The following is a 16436-nucleotide window of genomic DNA, read 5'->3' as shown; positions in this document are numbered from 1 at the left end:
TTGACGGAGCGGAACCCCGTGATTAAATTCTGCTATGCGGATCTAAGATTCCGTGAAGCGGAAAAGAGGAGAGTGCACGATGGGTCAGCAGGAGAAGGTGGCGACGAGCCTCGCAGGCGCGGTCAGCGAGGGCATCAGCGCCTCCCTCGCGCCGGTGGACGCGGAACTCGCGCGCCACTACCCGGGCGACCCCGGCACCCGTCAGCCCATCCACACCGTCTACGTGCCCGGTGACGTCTTCGCCGCCGACACCATCCGTTCCTGGGGCGACCAGGCCCTCGCCGCCCTCGACGAGCACGCCCCGGACGCCGCCACCTTCGCCAAGGTGCTGGGCATCTCCGACGAGCTCGCCGTACCGGTCTACGACCGCGTCCGCGCCAAGCTGGCGAGCGAGCCGATCGAGGACCTCCGCGTCGACTTCGAGGACGGCTTCGGCGTCCGCTCCGACGAGGAGGAGGACCAGGCCGCGGCCCGCGCCGCCCGCCTCGTCTCGGAGGCCTACGCCAACGGCACCAACGCCCCGTACATGGGCGTCCGCATGAAGTGCATGGAATCCAACGTCCGCGACCGCGGCATCCGCACCACCGACATCTTCCTGTCCGGGCTGCTCGCCCACGGCGGTCTGCCCGAGGGCCTCGTCCTGACCCTGCCCAAGGTCACCTACGCCGAGCAGGTCAGCGCGTTCGTCAAGCTGCTGGAGGCCTTCGAGATCACCCGGGGCCTGCGCCCGGGCCGGATCGGCTTCGAGATCCAGATCGAGACCAGCCAGTCGATCGTCGCCTCCGACGGCACCGCCACCGTGGCCCGGATGATCGAGGCCGCCAAGGGCCGCGCCACCGGTCTGCACTACGGCACCTTCGACTACAGCGCCTGCGTCGGCGTCTCCGCCGCCTACCAGTCCAGCGACCACCCCGCGGCCGACCACGCCAAGGCGATCATGCAGGTCGCGGCCGCCGGCACCGGCGTGCGCGTCTCGGACGGCTCGACGAACGTCCTGCCCATCGGCACCACCGAGCACGTCCACGAGGCCTGGAAGCTCCACTACGGCCTCACCCGCCGCGCCCTGGCCCGCGCCTACTACCAGGGCTGGGACATGCACCCGGCGCACCTGCCGACCCGCTACGCGGCCGTGTTCACCTTCTACCGGGAGGGCCTGGAGGCCGCGGCGGCCCGTCTGAAGGCGTACGTCGCCAAGATCGAGGGCGACGTCATGGACGAGCCCGCGACCGCCAAGGCCCTCGCCGGCTACCTCGTGCGCGGCCTCGACTGCGGCGCCGTCGGCACCGAGGAGGTCACGGCGCTGACCGGCCTGACCCGCGCCGAACTGGACGCCTTCGCCATTCCGCGCCGCTCGGCGACGCTGACGGCGACCGCCTGATCCGCGACACGCTACGAAGTACGGCCCGGTCGGGGATCCCTGACCGGGCCGTACGTCGTACCGTGCGCCGGGTTCAGCAGCCCGCCGGGGGCAGCTCGCCCGAGCCCCGGGGGATCAGACGGGTCGGCAGCTCGATGCGGGCCGGCGGGAGGCCCGCGCCCGCCAGTCGCCGGAACAGCCGGTCCGTGGCCACCCGGCCCAGGGCGGCCGCGTCCTGGGCGACCACCGTGATGCCGGGATCCAACAGGTCGGCCAGTTCGAAGTCGTCGAAGCCCACCAGGGCCACCGGGCCCGGCCGGGCCGCGAGGACCCGTACGAGCGTGACGGTCACCCGGTTGTTCCCCGCGAAGAGGGCGGTGACCGGGTCGGGGCCGCTCAGCATCGCCCCGGCGGCGGCCGTCACCCGCTCCGGGGCGGTCGAACCGAGGGAGACCCAGGAGGCGGGCACCGGAAGGCCCGCCCGGTCCATGGCCTCGTGGTAGCCGCGCAGCCGCTCCGTGGCGGTGTGGATGCGGGGGTGGTCGCCGATGAACCCGATCCGGCGGTGCCCGCCCGCGATCAGGTGGGCCACGCCGTCCCGGGCACCGCCGAAGCTGTCCGACAGCACGACGTCGGCGTCGATCCGGCCGGCCGGCCGGTCCACGAACACCGTCGCCACGCCCGCCCGGATCTCCGGCTCCAGGTACCGGTGGTCGTCACCGGCCGGGATCACGATCAGCCCGTCCACCCGGCGGGCGCACAGCGCGAGCGCCAACTCCCTCTCACGGTCCGGGTCCTCGGCGCTGGAACCGTTGATGAGGAGCGCGCCGTGCGTGCGGGCCACCTCCTCGACGGCCCGGTTGAGGGGACCGTAGAACGGGTCGGCGAGGTCTTCGAGGACCAGGCCGACGGTCGCCGTACGGCCCTTGCGGAGCACCCGCGCACTGTCGTTGCGGCGGAAACCCAGCGCCTCGATGGCCTCCTGGACCCGCCTCTCGGTGTCGGGAGTCACCCCGGGCTCGCCGTTGACGACCCGTGAGACCGTCTTCAGGCCCACGCCCGCCCGGGCCGCCACGTCCTTCATGGTCGGCCGGTTGCCGTAGCGGGGCCCGGAGGGGTGACGGGTGTGGGGCACGGTGGGGAAACCTCCGGATGCGGGCGGGCTGACAGGGCTCTGACCTTGAGGATAAGCACTCCGGCGACGAGCGGGTTTCCATGGCAGGGTGGGGCGGGCAAGCCACTGGGGGCTACGCAGGGGAGCCAAGGGGAGAGGGGTAGACGTGATCGTCTGGATCAACGGCTCGTTCGGTGCCGGAAAGACCAGCACGGCCCGCGAACTGGCCGGACTGCTGCCGGACAGCACCCTGTTCGACCCGGAGCTCATCGGGACGGCGCTGAACCGGCTCCTGCCGCGCGAACGCCTCGCGGAGGTGAACGACTACCAGGACCTGCCGAGTTGGCGGAGGCTGGTCGTCGACACGGCCGCCGCGATGCTCGCCGAGCTCGGGGGCGTGCTGGTGGCGCCGATGACGCTGCTCCGCCAGGACCATCGCGACGAGATCTTCGGGGCCCTGGCGGCCCGGCGCATTCCCGTGCGCCACATCCTGCTCGCCCCGGAGGAAACGATCCTGCGCGAGCGGATCGCGACCCGCCGGGAGCCCGGCGACCCGGAGGTCGTGGACGCACGCGTCCGGCAATGGGCGTACGACCACATCCCCGCCTACCGGGAGGCGCTGGGCTGGCTGGCGACCGACGCCCACGTCATCGACAACGGGCGGCTGACCGTACGGGAGACGGCCGAGCGGATCGCCGAGGCCGTGCGCACGGAAGCGGCCGGGATCTGCGACATCGTGCAGACCCCCGAACCGACCCGCGAGACCGTGGCGGCCGGGGTCCTGCTCTTCGACGACGAGGACCGGGTCCTGCTCGTCGACCCGACCTACAAGCCGGGCTGGGAGTTCCCCGGCGGAGTCGTCGAACCCGGCGAGGCGCCCGGCCGCGCGGGCGTGCGGGAGGTCGCCGAGGAACTCGGCCTGGAACTCGACCACGCCCCGCCGCTGCTCGTCATCGACTGGGAACCGCCCCTGCGTCCCGCGTACGGGGGGTTGCGGCTGCTCTTCGACGGCGGATCGCTGACCCCGTCGCAGATCAAGGCGTTGCGCCTGCCCGGCCCCGAACTGCGGGCCTGGCGCTTCGTCACCGAACCGGAGGCCGCCGGGCTGCTGCCACCGCAGCGCTACGAGCGGCTGCGCTGGGCACTGAGGGCCCGCGAGGGCGCCCGCCCGCTGTACCTGGAGGCGGGCCGTCCGACGCCGTGAGAGGTGTCCCGCCGGCCTGTCAGCCCTTGACGGGAACGGCCTCGGCCGCGGTCCGCAGCGCCGACGCCGTGTCCGTCACGATCGGCTCGCCGTGACCGAAGCAGGCCACGGTCGGGGTCAGCGCGGCGAGCCGCCGGAACGAGGAAACGGCCTGCTCCCGATCGACGTTGAAGACCCCGAGCATCACCTGCCCCACCCCCGCGACGCAGTCACCCGTGAACAGCACCCCGTGCTCGGGCAGGTGGACGCCGATGCTGCCCGGGGTGTGGCCGGGGCAGTGGACGACGACCGCCCCGCCGCCGAAGGGCAACACCTCGCCGTCCTCCAGCTCCCGGTCGACCGGGGTCGGCGGCGCCTCGGGGACGGTCAGGCCATGGGCGTGGAGCGGCAGTTCCCAGTCCAGCAGGACCGGTTCCGGGACCGGCCGCTCGCCGCGGATCACGGGGGCGTCCAGCCGGTGCGCGAGGACCTCGGCCCCCCAACGGGCGGCGAGTTCACCGGCCGCGCCGACGTGGTCCCGATGGCAGTGGGTCAGTACGATCCGCTCCAGCCGCTGGGGCAGCAGGCCGAGGGAACGTATCGCCTCCTCGATCGAGGAGGCCGAATCGACATGGCCCGCGTCGATCAGGGTGAGGGCTTCGCCGTCCTGCCAGAGGTAGGCCTGACCGATCGGGAAGCGGAGCATGTGGAGCCGGTCCGGGAGCACTTGTACGAGGTCCATGCGGCAGAACGTAGGCACCGGACGCAGCGCGCGGCACCCGGATTCGCCCGGAGCGGAGTACGCCCGGGGCACATTCCGCCCCGGCCGTACGGGTGTCGGTCCGCCGGTCGGTCGACCCGCCGGCCCGGCTCGGCACGGCGGTCCGACCACCGTGCCGAGCCGCTCGGCCTCAGCCGCGCTTGGACTCGGCGTAGTTCACCAGGAACAGGGCCTCCGCCACCGACAGGCGTTCCAGCTCGTCCGGGGAGACGCTCTCGTTCACGGCGTGGATCTGGGCCTCCGGCTCGCTCAGACCGATCAGCAGCATTTCCGCCCCCGGGTACAGCGAGGTCAGCGTGTTGCACAGCGGGATGGACCCGCCCATGCCGCTGATCTGCATTTCCTGCCCGGGGTACGCCACCCGCATGGCCGCCGCCATCGACGCGTAGGCCGGGCTGTTCGTGTCGGCCTGGAAGGGCTGGCCTTGGCCCACGACCTCGATCTCCAGGCGGGCGCTCCACGGCGTGTGCGCCACCAGGTGCGCCTCCAGCAGCTTGATGGCCCGCGTGGTGTCCACGCCCGGCGGTACGCGCAGGCTGATCAGGGCGCCCGCGCTCGCGTGCACCGAGGGGGTCGCGCCGATCACCGGCGGGCAGTCGATGCCGAGCACGGTGACGGCCGGGCGGGCCCACAGGCGGTCCGCGATCGTGCCCTCGCCGATCAGCTCGACCCCGTCCAGCACCTTCGCGTCGGAACGGAAGTCGGCCTCCGGGTATTGCAGGCCCTCCCACACCGCGTCGGAGGCCAGTCCGTCCACGGTCGTCGAACCGTCCGCCGCGCGCAGCGAGGCCAGCGTCTGGATGAGTGCGGCCAGGGCGTCGGGCGCGACGCCGCCGAACATGCCGGAGTGCAGGTTGCCGCCCAGGGTGTCGATCTTGACCTTGAGGAGGGTCATTCCGCGCAGGGTGGCGGTCACCGTCGGCAGGCCGGTACGGAAGTTGCCCGCGTCACCGATGACGATGGTGTCGGCGGCCAGCAGCTCCGGATTCGCCTCGGCGTACTGCTGGAGGCCTCCGGTGCCCTGCTCCTCGGAGCCCTCGACGATCACCTTGACGCCGACCGGTACGCCGCCGTTCGCCTTCAGCGCGCGCAGCGCCAGCAGGTGCATGATGAACCCGCCCTTGCAGTCCGCCGCACCGCGCCCGTACCAGCGGCCGTCGCGCTCGGTGAGCTCGAAGGCGGGCGAGATCCAGGCGGCCTCGTCCAGCGGCGGCTGCACGTCGTAGTGCGCGTACAGCAGGACGGTCGGGGCTCCCTCGGGGCCGGGCAGGTACCCGTACACCGACTGGGTGCCGTCGGGGGTGTCGAGCAGCGCGACGTCCTGGAAGCCCTCGACGCGCAGGGCCTCGGCCACCCAGTTCGCGGCGGCCTCGCTCTCGCTCCTCGGGAACTGCGCCCAGTCCGCCACCGACTGGAAGGCCACCAACTCCGTCAGCTCCGTCTTGGCGCGGGGCATCAGCGAGGCGATGGTCTCGGCGATCGGATTCTGGGACATGGGCACGCTCCTCGTGGGTGCGACGTTGTGACAAGTGCCGGGTTACGGCGAATGCAAGGCAAGAGACGGTTCCGATCCTCGCACAAAGGGCCGGGCGGACTCGCGCCGTAGGATTTCCACGGCATCCGAGCAACAGCGTGATCAGGAGCAGCAGCACATCGTGAGCAGCGACGACGACGTAAACGGCGCAAGCGCAGGGCAGGCCGCCGCTCAGGGGGCGGACGAAGGAACGGCGCACGGGCCGGCGGACGGACCGGCGAACGCCCCGGGCGAGGACACGGCCGGGGCGGGGCACGCGAGCACGGACACGGGTGGTGAGGCGGGCGTGGACACGGACGACGACGTCGGCGGGGACCGGGACGAGGAGACGGCGGAGCGGGAGTCGGAGGGCGTCGTGGCGTCCGGTGGCACGGGCGAGGTCTGGGACGTCGTCGTGGTCGGTGCCGGGCCCGCCGGTGCCTCGGCGGCGTACGCCGCGGCGACCGCCGGCCGGAGCGTCCTGCTGCTGGAGAAGGCCGAACTCCCGCGCTACAAGACGTGCGGTGGCGGCATCATCGGCCCCTCGCGCGACGCCCTGCCGCCGGGCTTCGTGCTGCCGTTCAAGGACCGCATCCACGCGGTCACCTTCTCGATGAACGGGAAGCTGACCCGGACCCGCCGCTCGAAGGGGATGCTCTTCGGGCTCATCAACCGGCCCGAGTTCGACGCGGCCCTGGTCGCGGAGGCCGAGAAGGCCGGCGCGACCGTCCGCACGGGTACGGCGGTGGCCCGGGTCGAGCAGCACGGCACGGCCGTCCCCGACCGGCGCACGGTCGCCGTGGTCCTGGCCGACGGCGAGACCGTGCTGGCCAGGGCGGTGGTCGGCGCCGACGGCAGCGCGAGCCGGATCGGCGCGCACGTCGGGGTGGAGATGGACCAGGTCGACCTCGGCCTGGAGGCGGAGATCCCCGTACCGCGGACGGTCGCGGAGGACTGGAAGGGCCGGGTGCTCATCGACTGGGGTCCGCTGCCCGGCAGTTACGGCTGGGTCTTCCCCAAGGGCGACACCCTCACCGTCGGCGTGATCTCGGCGAAGGGCGAGGGCGCCGCCACCAAGCGGTACCTGGACGACTTCATCGCCCGGCTGGGACTGGCGGGCTTCGAACCGGCCGTTTCCTCCGGGCACCTGACGCGTTGCCGCAAGCCCGATTCGCCGTTGTCGCGAGGCCGGGTCCTCGTGGCGGGCGACGCCGCCGGGCTGCTGGAGCCGTGGACGCGGGAGGGCATCTCGTTCGCCCTGCGCTCGGGCCGGCTGGCGGGGGAGTGGGCCGTGAAGATCTCCGAGGCGCAGGACGCGGTGGACGCGCGGCGCCAGGCGCTGAACTACGCCTTCGCGGTCAAGGCCGGGCTGGGCGTGGAGATGGGCGTCGGCAAGCGCATGCTGACCGTTTTCGAGGCCCGCCCGGGGATCCTGCACGCGGCGATCACGGGGTTCCGGCCCGCGTGGCTCGCCTTCGCGCGGATCACCCGGGGCTCGATGACGCTGGCCGACATGGTGCGTACGTACCCGCTGGCGCGCAAGGCCCTGCACCTGGTGGACGCCCGCCAGGCGCGCGACAGTCGGGGCTGATCCCCGCCCGGTCGTCGGCGCCCCGCCCGGGGCGCCGGGGTCCGCCCGACGGCGGCGCGGGCGTCGGTCCCGGCGGTCCGGGGGTCGGTCCCGGCGGTCCGGGCGTCGGTCCCGGCGGTCCGGGAGTCGCCCGGCCGGTGACGGACGCGGTACTCGCGCGGGTCCGGCCGTCCGGCGGTCGCCCGCCGGGTGAGGAAGCGGGCGGAGGGGTTCGTCGAGCCCGCGGCGCCGGACGCCGCGGGCCGCGACCTTCGGGCGTCCGACGCCACTTTCACCACATGCCCTGGTTCGCCCCGTCACCCGGTTACCTCGTTACGGTGATGCGGAAGACGGGGTGGTCGGCGGCGGCGGCCCGCAGGTCGGCGTCCGAGGACTTTGCGGTGACGCCCTGGAAGAACCGGTTGACCTCCCAGCCCCACTTCTCCAGATAGGCGCGCAGCACGGCCGCCTTCTCCACGGGGTCCGTGAGCTCCGTGACCGTGAAGGCCCGCACCTTGCGACCGACACGGAGTTCCCCGCCGCCCGCGACGCGCATGTTGCGGACCCACTGGGAGTGGCCCCGGGCGGAGACCAGGTACTGGGCGCCCTCGTAGCGGTGAGGGTTGACCGGGATCCGCTGCATCCGGCCCGAGGTGCGACCGGGGACCGACAGCTCGGCCGTGCCGGCGAGGCTGATGCCGAGGCGGGCGAGCTTCCCGAGGAGCGCGTTGAAGCGGATGCCGAACGGGCTGCCTTGGACGTAGTAGGGGGCGGGCGCGTTCACGGGGGCCTCCGGCGGGATCTGAGAGAGCGGTGCTCTCGCTCGACACCAGTCTGCGCCGGAACGGTGCACCAGGGCAAGAGCAGTGCTCTCGAAAATGTTCGGTGCTCTGTTTTCTGGGCACTGCTCCCGGCGCATGCCACACTGATCCGCATGAGTACCGTCCGAGGAGCCAGAGAACGGGCCCGCGCCGAGGTGACCGCCGCCATCAAGGACGAGGCGCGCCGCAGCCTCGCGGCCGAGGGCGCCGCAAAACTCTCACTGCGCGCCGTCGCCCGCGAACTCGGTATGGTCTCGTCCGCCCTCTACCGCTACTTCCCCAGCCGTGACGAGCTCCTCACCGCGCTGATCATCGACGCCTACGACAGCCTGGGCGCCGCCGCGGAGGAAGCCGACCGCGCCGCACTCGCCGCCGGCGCCCCGCCCCGTGCGCGTTGGATCGCCGTCTGCGAGGCCGTGCGCGGCTGGGCCCTCGCGCACCCCCACGAGTACGCCCTCGTGTACGGCTCCCCGGTCCCCGGCTACAGCGCCCCGCAGGACACCATCGGCCCCGCCTCCCGCGTCGCCAACACCTTCATCGGGATCCTCCGCTCCGCGCACGCGGGCCACGGGCTCGCCCTGCCGCCGCTGCCCGCCGCCCTGCGCGGCGAAGCCGACCGGATGACCGCGGAGTTCGCCGACGGCCTGCCGCCCGCGGTGACGGCCGCCCTGGTCGCGGCCTGGGCGCAGCTCGTCGGGCTGGTCTCCTTCGAGTTGTTCGGCCAGTACGAGCGCGTCGTCGAGGACCGCACCGCGTTCTTCGCGCACGCCGCGGGCCGGCTCGCCCACGACGTCGGACTGCCCGCGGCGTGATCGGGCCGGGCGGAGCAAACCGGGCCTTCGTCAACGGAACCGTCGTGAACGGGACTGTCAGGAACGTCGCCTGACGGAGATTCACATGATGGAGTGACAGATAGCTTTTCTGTTCCTCACATCAAAGTGGGTGGTTCGCCCGTCACCGACTTGCCGCGCGCCTAGTGTTCGTCGGGTCGCGCCCCTGCAGTCGGAGGAACAGTCATGGCCACCGTCCGAGCCGTGCCGGCCCTGTACGCCGTACTCCTGGCCGTATTGCTCGCGGCGGCGGCGGCCGTCGTGAAGGCCGCCGCCGACGGCACGCACACCAACCGCCGGGCGGCGGGAACAGCGACGTCCTCCCCGTCGGCGAAGACGATTCCGCCGCCCGCCCCGCGGGTCACCCCCACGCCCCGGTTGCCCGGGGTGCGGGGGTTGGACATCGCGGTCCCCGCCTACGTCTGGTCCGACGACCACATGCTGACCGACCTCACCGCCACCGGGCCGGCCGCCTCCGTAGTCGTCCTCAACCCCGGCAACGGCGACTCCCCCTTCGACGGGCCCTGGCGGGCCCGCGCCGACGCCCTGCGCGCCGGGGTCACCGCCACCGGTGAGCGCACCAAGGTCCTCGGCTACGTCCACACCGACCACGGCAACCGGGACATCGCCGCCGCGAAGGCCTCCGTCGACAACTACCTGAGACCCGCCGACGGCGGCGACGGCCGCCTCCACGTCGACGGAATCTTCTTCGACGTCGTCAGCCGGGACTGCGGCCCCGGCAACGCCACCCGCGACTACTACGCCGAACTGCGCCGCCACGTCGAGGAGTCGATGCACGCCGTCGACCCGAACGCGCCGGACCTGGTGGTCAACAATCCGGGCACGCCGATCGCCGACTGCTACCTGGAACCGGGCCACCGCACCGCCGACACGTTCGTGACCTACGAGGACACCTACGCGGAGTACACCTCCGGCGGCTGGCTCGGCGGCAACGTGTTCAACGCGAGCACCGGGTACCGGGGCGGCTCCGAGTACGACCCGAGCGGCACCGCGTTCTGGCACCTCGTGCACGACGTCCCGGACGAGGCGACGATGAAGGACACCCTGCGCACGGCCTTCGATCGGGGTGCCGGCTACGCCTACGCGACGGACACGGTCATGCCCAACCCCTGGAACACGGGCCCTTCCTGGAGGTACCGCAGCCAGACCGAACACGCCGCGACCCTCGGCTGAGCGATCCCGCCGCGGCCCCGAACGCCGGCGCCCGGGCTCATGATCCGGAAGGCTCCTGCCCGCCTTCCGGCCGGCGGCGGCCGAAGCGCCACAGCACGTGGGTCACGCGCATCAGGAACACCACCGAGGCCAGCACCCCGGCCACCACGGCCAGCGTGCGGTGCGCGGCGGGCGAGAGCCCCAGGGCCGGCGCCACCCCGTACACCGCCCCGAACACCAGGACGGCCGCGAAGCACGCGGTGGTGAAGGCGTAGCCGATCTCGACGGTGACCGCGTCCCGTTCCGCCTGTGTGCGATGGCCCATACGCGCAGTTTCACAGCGTGCACCGCGGGTGACAAGGGTGCCTCAAGGGGTGTCCGCGCGGAACTTTCCGTCCGAGCCGCTCACCGTCGTGCGGGACGGGACGGCCGGGGTCCGCACCCCGCACCCCGCACGCCGTCGCGCCCGGGGCGAGGGCCGGCGGGCCGCGCCGTGGCCCGGGCCGTCGCGGCGGGCGGCTCAGATCCCGGCGGTGTCGCTCCAGAGCCGGGCCAGCGACACGTCGCCGGTCACCCCCGGGCCCGTCAGCGGGAGCCGGTTCCACAGGGCCGCGTACAGCCACGCCGCCTCGCCGGTCACCTCGCCGTCCACCCGGTCCGCGGTGTCGCCCCGTACCGCGCGGGCCGGCTCGCGCGACAGGTGGACCGTCCACACCGCAGCGGTGTCGACCGCCCTGATCCGCAGCACCCGGGGTTCGTCGGTCCGCACGCGGCTGCGCGGCCGGGCGTGGAAGCCGGTCAGCAGCTCGTCGACCCCGTCCTCCGCGAACTCGGGCGTCACCGGGGAGAACGCGATGCCCCGCGCGGCCTCCGCGTCGAAACGGTGCACGGTCGTCTCGTGCGCCTGGCGCCGCGCCCAGAACGCCAACGCCGACGGCGGCGCCGTCGGCAGGAACGTCCAGCACACGACGTCGTCCGGGGCGTGCGTCAGCGCGTCCACCAGCGTCCCGTGTCCCTCGCGGAACCAGTGGATGAGCTCCTGGCCGGCCAGTTCGGGTGCCTCCGGGAACGGCTGTGGCTCCACCTGCGCATCGGTGACGTACCCGGTCGCCCAGCGGTGCACCGCCCCGGTGTGCCGCAGCAGGTCGGTGACCCGCCACGACGGACAGGTCGGAACCGGTGCTTCCGTACCCGCCTGCTCGGCCGTCGCGGCGAGCAGTTCGCCCTCCCGGGCCAGCGTTTCGACGTACTCGCTGATCTTCATGCCCCGGAGTCTGCCGGCAGGTCGCACCATGGGGTACATGGACGCAGAACTCTTCCCGCGCGAGCGCGCCGAGATCGCCCCGGGCGCCGTCCACCTGCCGGACTGGCTCGGCCCGCGGGAACAGGGGGAGTTGCTCGCGGCCTGCCGGGAATGGGCCCGGCCGCCCGCGGGGCTGCGAACCGTGCGCACTCCCGGCGGCGGGACGATGAGCGCCCGGCAGGTGTGCCTCGGGCTGCACTGGTACCCCTACGGCTACGCCCGCACCGCCGTCGACGGGGACGGGACGCCCGTGAAGCCGATGCCGCGGTGGCTGGCCGCACTCGGCCGGCGTGCGGTGTCGGACGCCTACGGGACGCCCCCGGACCGCTCGGAGGAGCCGGACCGGTCGGAGGAGTACGACATCGCCCTGATCAACTTCTACACCGGTGACTCACGCATGGGCATGCACCGCGACGCCGAGGAGAAGTCGCAGGCCCCGGTCGTCTCGCTCAGCCTCGGTGATTCCTGCCTCTTCCGCTTCGGCACCCCTGCCTCGCGCGGACGTCCGTTCCGGGACGTTCAGCTGCGCAGCGGGGACCTGTTCGTCTTCGGCGGACCGAGCCGACTGGCCTACCACGGGGTGCCGAAGGTCCTGCCCGGCACCGCGCCGCCCGGCCTCGGCCTCGACGGGCGGCTGAACATCACACTGCGGGTCGGCGGCCTCTGACCGTGGACGGGCGTCCGGTACCTCCCGATCATGCGAGGATCCATGTCATGAACGGCAACGGGGCCCCGCCGCGGGTGGGGGATGCGACCACGGTGACCGCGGTGTCCAGGGAGCCTGCGACCTCCACGACCTCGACGGCCTCGGCGGCTTCCACGAGGACCAAACTGGAGCGGGGCCGCAGCGCCCTCGGCCCGGCGCTGGAACTCGTCCACACCGGCCGAGCCCCGACGCGGGCCGTCCTGACGGCCGAGCTCGGGGTCACCCGCGCCACCGCCGGCGCGGTCGCCGCCGAACTGGAGGCCCTCGGTCTGATCCGGGTCGACTCCCGCCCCGGCGGCGCCGGTGGCGCCCAGGGCCGGCCCTCGCACCGGCTGGCGGTCGACGAGAACGGCCCCGTGGCGCTGGCCGCCCAGGTGCACCCGGACGGTTTCCGGGCCGCGCTGGTCGGTCTCGGCGGGCGGATCGTGGCCACCGCCCCCGGCAAGGTCATCGTCTCCGCGGACCCGGCGCAGGTCCTCGGCGCGGTCGTCGAGGCGGGCGCCGCACTGCTGGACGAGTCCGGGCGGCGCTGCGTCGGCGCGGGCCTCGCCGTGCCCTCGGCGGTCGCCGAACCCGACGGAACGGCGCTCAATCCGCTCCACCTGGCCTGGCCGGCGGGTTCTCCCGTACGGGCCATCTTCGCCGAGTGCGTGAAGGCCGCCGGGATCGACGGACCGGCCCTGACCGGCAACGACGTCAACCTCGCCGCGCTCGCCGAGCACCGGCACGGCGCGGGCCGCAGCGCACAGCACCTGCTGTGCGTCGCCACCGGACACCGGGGCGTGGGCGGGGCGCTGGTCCTCGACGGCCGGTTGCACAGCGGCAGCGCGGGACTCGCCCTGGAGGTCGGCCACCTGACGGTGAACCCGGAAGGACGGGCCTGCCACTGCGGCAGCCGCGGCTGCCTGGACGTGGAGGCCGACCCGCTCGCCTTCCTCACGGCTGCGGGCCGCACGCCCGGCCCGGAGGTGTCGCTGCTCCAGCAGGCCCGTGACCTGCTGCGCGCCGAGTACGCGGACCCTGCGGTCCGGGCGGCCTCGGAGGAGCTGATCGACCGGCTCGGTCTCGGGCTGGCGGGTTTGGTCAACATCCTGAACCCGGACCGGATCATCCTGGGCGGACTGCACCGGGAACTGCTCCACGCCGACCCCGAAAGGCTGCGCGCGGTCGTCGCCGACCGCAGCCTGTGGGGCCGGAGCGGGGGCGTGCCGATCCTGCCGTGCACCCTCGACCACAACAGCCTGGTCGGGGCGGCGGAGCTCGCGTGGCAGCCGGTGCTGGACGACCCCCTCGGCACCCTGGGCGCCCCGGCGGCCTGATCTCCCGCCCGACCCCGGGCCGACCGCCCGGCTTCCGCCGGCCCGGCCGTCGCGGGTGCGGCGGTGGTGGTCAGCCCGGCCCGGCGCCGGCCGGGACCGATACCGGCGGGCCGCTCGCCACGGCCTGCGCGTCCACGGCGAAGAGCACCGGGCGTGCGAGCTCCCGTACGTTCCCGGTGCTGATGACGACCGTCGCCTGCGGGGCCGCCGGCGCGGGGGCGGCCCGTAGCGAGAACCAGACCATTTTTCCGGAGCCGCCCGGTTGCGGCCGGGCGCCCCAGGCCTCGCTGACCGCCTCGACGAGGGCGAGCCCCCGACCGCAGGTCTCCAGCGTCTCTGCCGCCCGCAGGACGGGCAGTCGCGGATCGCTGTCGAAGACCGCGACGGTGAGTCGCCCGAGCCGGAGCTCGATCTCGACGGCGCACGTCTTGTCGGGCTGCGCATGGCGGTGGACGTTGCTGAGCAGTTCCGTCACGCCGAGCGCAGCCCGGTCTATGAGCGGATCGAGCTGCCAGTGGCGCAATTGCGCGGCAACGATGCGGCGGACCTGACCGATCCGCGCCGGCAGGGCCTGCAGTTCGACGACGCAGTGCCTGCGGGAATGACTGATCACGGCTGCGACTCCCCGACAAGTGAGTTACGGGTGCTGCGCCCTCGGTGCTGCGGTGTTCCTGTGCTGCGGTGTTCCTGTGCTGCGGTGTTCCTGTGGTGCGGTGTTCCTGCGGTGCGGTGGAACGGGTGAAACACCACCAGCGTCACCTACCGTGCCCCGCTCTGCAACTGAATGCGACCGAAAGCGATCGGTATGGAAACCCAAAGTAACCGTTTGCGCAGGTGAGGGGGGTACATTTCGAAAGCGGGGGCCACGGAACGGACAAAGGAGCAAGGCGCATGAGTACCACCGGTACCACCGGCAGGACGCCCGTGACGACGACCGTCGACGTCGACCGCAGCGACGCGGACTACCGGGCCTGGCTCAAGGAGGCCGTCCGCAAGGTCCAGGCCGACGCCAACCGCTCCGCCGACACGCACCTGCTGCGCTTCCCGCTCCCCGAGGCCTGGGGCATCGACCTCTACCTCAAGGACGAGTCCACGCACCCGACGGGCTCACTGAAGCACCGCCTCGCCCGCTCCCTCTTCCTCTACGCCCTGTGCAACGGCTGGATCCACCCCGGCCGCCCGGTCATCGAGGCCTCCAGCGGTTCGACGGCCGTCTCCGAGGCCTACTTCGCCAAGCTGATCGGCGTCCCGTTCATCGCGGTCATGCCGCGGACGACGAGCCCCGAGAAGTGCCGGCTCATCGAATTCCACGGCGGGGAATGCCACTTCGTCGACGACTCGATGAAGATGTACGAGGAATCGGCCGATCTCGCGGCCCGCACCGGCGGCCACTACATGGACCAGTTCACCTACGCCGAGCGCGCGACGGACTGGCGCGGCAACAACAACATCGCCGAGTCGATGTACCAGCAACTGCGCCTGGAGCGGTACCCGGAGCCGACCTGGATCGTGGCGACGGCCGGAACCGGGGGCACCTCCGCGACCATCGCGCGCTACGTGCACTACATGCAGCACGACACCCGCATCTGCGTCCCCGACCCGGAGAACTCCTGTTTCTTCGACGGCTGGACCAACAACGACCCGCACGCCACCAGTGACTGCGGCTCGCGCATCGAGGGCATCGGCCGGCCCCGGATGGAGCCGAGCTTCGTACCCGGAGCCATCGACCGCATGATGCGCGTCCCGGACGCCGCGAGCGTCGCCGCGTGCCGGGCCCTGGAGCACGCCATAGGGCGCAAGGCGGGCGGCTCGACGGGTACCGGCCTGTGGAGCGCACTGAAGATCGTCTCGGAGATGGTGGCCGAGGGCCGTACCGGCAGCGTCGTGACGCTGCTGTGCGACCCGGGCGACCGGTACCTCGACAAGTACTACTCGGACGACTGGCTGACCGCGCAGGGCCTGGACATCAGCCCCTACGCGAAGACCATCGACACCCTGCTGGACACGGGTGAGTGGCGGGAACCGGCCGCCTGAGGGCCCGCGGCGCCACGGCTCCCGCGGCCGCGGCGCCGCGGCCCCGACCGGACGGGTCCGTCAGCGGGTGGGCGGCCGGGCCGTGAGGCGGGCGTCCAGGGCGCGGACCGCCGTGCGGAACGAGTGGCCCAGGCCGGGCCGGGCAGCGGACAGGGCCAGCCGGAGGGGCGCCGGCCCGTCGGCGGCGAACGTCCAACGGACCAGCGTGCCGGTGACACCGTCACCGGAGCCGGTGGCGCCGGTCCCGCCGGTCGTCGCGCCGTCGGCGGTCGCGGGGCCGACCGCGGTGAGCTGCCATTCCTCCAACAGGGCGCGCAGGCCCGGAGCGTTGGTCTCGTCGACCCGGTAGGCGTAGCGCCGCCCCGGGTCCGCCGCCATGACCGTCTCCTGGAAGCGGATCCCACCGACCAGCCCGATCTCCCGGCCCTCGCCGTCCCGCGTCGGCCGGGCCAACGTGACCGCCCCGAACCACTGGGGCCAGCCCGTCACCTCCTGAGCCAGCGCCCGGTACACGGCCTCGGGCGGGGCCGTGGCCCGGGCGACGAAGACCAGGCGTACCGGGGCGGTCTCGGTGAAGTCCAGCCCCACGGGGCGGAGTCGACGGGCCATGGTGTTACCCCCTACGACACGATGCGGTGCGGTCGGTACGCTCCGGGCGGTGCGTGCCGCGTCACCATAACCGGCCGCCCGCCGGATGTCCGCACCGCTGCGCGGCTCCCACGCCGTACCCCG

General features: G+C 73.1%; 16 protein-coding genes. 8 read left to right on the top strand and 8 right to left on the bottom strand.

Annotation, left to right across the window (positions count from 1 at the left end; all coding sequences use genetic code 11):
• Positions 1–79 precede the first annotated feature (79 nt).
• Positions 80–1378, top strand: a complete 1299-nt coding sequence (locus ACZ58N_RS02475; protein WP_471154636.1) for a DUF6986 family protein — start codon at positions 80–82, stop codon at positions 1376–1378.
• A 73-nt stretch (positions 1379–1451) separates the two neighbouring features.
• Here ACZ58N_RS02475 and ACZ58N_RS02470 read toward each other — a convergent pair whose 3' ends face one another.
• Positions 1452–2441, bottom strand: coding sequence for a LacI family DNA-binding transcriptional regulator (locus ACZ58N_RS02470; RefSeq protein ID WP_471155203.1), 990 nt, complete (start codon positions 2439–2441; stop codon positions 1452–1454).
• Between the two features lie 196 nt (positions 2442–2637).
• Here ACZ58N_RS02470 and ACZ58N_RS02465 point away from each other — a divergent pair, with 196 nt between their 5' ends.
• Positions 2638–3675 (top strand): NUDIX hydrolase, encoded by a 1038-nt coding sequence (locus ACZ58N_RS02465; protein WP_471154634.1) that lies wholly within the window; start codon positions 2638–2640, stop codon positions 3673–3675.
• A 19-nt stretch (positions 3676–3694) separates the two neighbouring features.
• Here ACZ58N_RS02465 and ACZ58N_RS02460 read toward each other — a convergent pair whose 3' ends face one another.
• The gene (locus ACZ58N_RS02460) at positions 3695–4396 is read right to left on the bottom strand and encodes an MBL fold metallo-hydrolase (protein WP_471154632.1); all 702 of its coding nucleotides are present in this window, start codon (positions 4394–4396) and stop codon (positions 3695–3697) included.
• A 169-nt stretch (positions 4397–4565) separates the two neighbouring features.
• Complete coding sequence (locus ACZ58N_RS02455) at positions 4566–5930, bottom strand: M20/M25/M40 family metallo-hydrolase (RefSeq protein WP_471154629.1); 1365 nt, start codon at positions 5928–5930, stop codon at positions 4566–4568.
• Between the two features lie 394 nt (positions 5931–6324).
• Between ACZ58N_RS02455 and ACZ58N_RS02450 the strand changes: the two genes are divergently transcribed.
• On the top strand, positions 6325–7539 hold the full coding sequence (locus ACZ58N_RS02450; protein WP_471155200.1) for a geranylgeranyl reductase family protein: 1215 nt from the start codon (positions 6325–6327) through the stop codon (positions 7537–7539).
• A 304-nt stretch (positions 7540–7843) separates the two neighbouring features.
• On the opposite strand, the gene ACZ58N_RS02445 is transcribed toward ACZ58N_RS02450, so the two are convergent.
• Positions 7844–8302: a nitroreductase/quinone reductase family protein gene (locus tag ACZ58N_RS02445; protein WP_471154626.1), complete on the bottom strand. Its 459-nt coding sequence runs from the start codon at positions 8300–8302 to the stop codon at positions 7844–7846.
• Positions 8303–8452: 150 nt separating this feature from the next.
• Here ACZ58N_RS02445 and ACZ58N_RS02440 point away from each other — a divergent pair, with 150 nt between their 5' ends.
• Both ACZ58N_RS02440 and ACZ58N_RS02435 read left to right on the top strand, forming a co-directional pair.
• A complete protein-coding gene (locus ACZ58N_RS02440) occupies positions 8453–9151 on the top strand; it encodes a TetR/AcrR family transcriptional regulator (RefSeq protein WP_471154624.1) in 699 nt (232 codons plus the stop codon).
• Between the two features lie 204 nt (positions 9152–9355).
• Complete coding sequence (locus ACZ58N_RS02435; protein ID WP_471154622.1) at positions 9356–10363, top strand: spherulation-specific family 4 protein; 1008 nt, start codon at positions 9356–9358, stop codon at positions 10361–10363.
• A gap of 37 nt (positions 10364–10400) precedes the next feature.
• Here ACZ58N_RS02435 and ACZ58N_RS02430 read toward each other — a convergent pair whose 3' ends face one another.
• The gene (locus ACZ58N_RS02430; protein WP_471154620.1) at positions 10401–10667 is read right to left on the bottom strand and encodes a DUF6332 family protein; all 267 of its coding nucleotides are present in this window, start codon (positions 10665–10667) and stop codon (positions 10401–10403) included.
• 195 nt (positions 10668–10862) lie between these two features.
• Complete coding sequence (locus ACZ58N_RS02425) at positions 10863–11606, bottom strand: maleylpyruvate isomerase family mycothiol-dependent enzyme (protein ID WP_471154617.1); 744 nt, start codon at positions 11604–11606, stop codon at positions 10863–10865.
• 37 nt (positions 11607–11643) lie between these two features.
• Between ACZ58N_RS02425 and ACZ58N_RS02420 the strand changes: the two genes are divergently transcribed.
• Positions 11644–12312 (top strand): alpha-ketoglutarate-dependent dioxygenase AlkB family protein, encoded by a 669-nt coding sequence (locus ACZ58N_RS02420; RefSeq protein WP_471154614.1) that lies wholly within the window; start codon positions 11644–11646, stop codon positions 12310–12312.
• Positions 12313–12359: 47 nt separating this feature from the next.
• Positions 12360–13670 carry an ROK family protein gene (locus ACZ58N_RS02415; protein ID WP_471154611.1) on the top strand — a complete coding sequence of 437 codons (1311 nt, stop codon included), beginning with the start codon at positions 12360–12362 and terminating at the stop codon, positions 13668–13670.
• 70 nt (positions 13671–13740) lie between these two features.
• Here the strand turns inward: ACZ58N_RS02415 and ACZ58N_RS02410 are convergent, their stop codons facing one another.
• Positions 13741–14283 (bottom strand): ATP-binding protein, encoded by a 543-nt coding sequence (locus tag ACZ58N_RS02410; protein WP_471154608.1) that lies wholly within the window; start codon positions 14281–14283, stop codon positions 13741–13743.
• A gap of 278 nt (positions 14284–14561) precedes the next feature.
• Between ACZ58N_RS02410 and cds1 the strand changes: the two genes are divergently transcribed.
• Positions 14562–15704, top strand: a complete 1143-nt coding sequence (gene cds1, locus ACZ58N_RS02405) for an L-cysteine desulfhydrase Cds1 (RefSeq protein WP_471154605.1) — start codon at positions 14562–14564, stop codon at positions 15702–15704.
• Between the two features lie 60 nt (positions 15705–15764).
• Here cds1 and ACZ58N_RS02400 read toward each other — a convergent pair whose 3' ends face one another.
• On the bottom strand, positions 15765–16313 hold the full coding sequence (locus ACZ58N_RS02400) for an SRPBCC family protein (RefSeq protein WP_471154603.1): 549 nt from the start codon (positions 16311–16313) through the stop codon (positions 15765–15767).
• Positions 16314–16436: the final 123 nt, after the last annotated feature.

It is taken from the genome of Streptomyces sp. NPDC040432, from assembly GCF_055595445.1.
The sequence above is the reverse complement of the archived record's forward strand: the minus strand, read 5'-3'. Positions and strand labels throughout refer to the sequence as shown.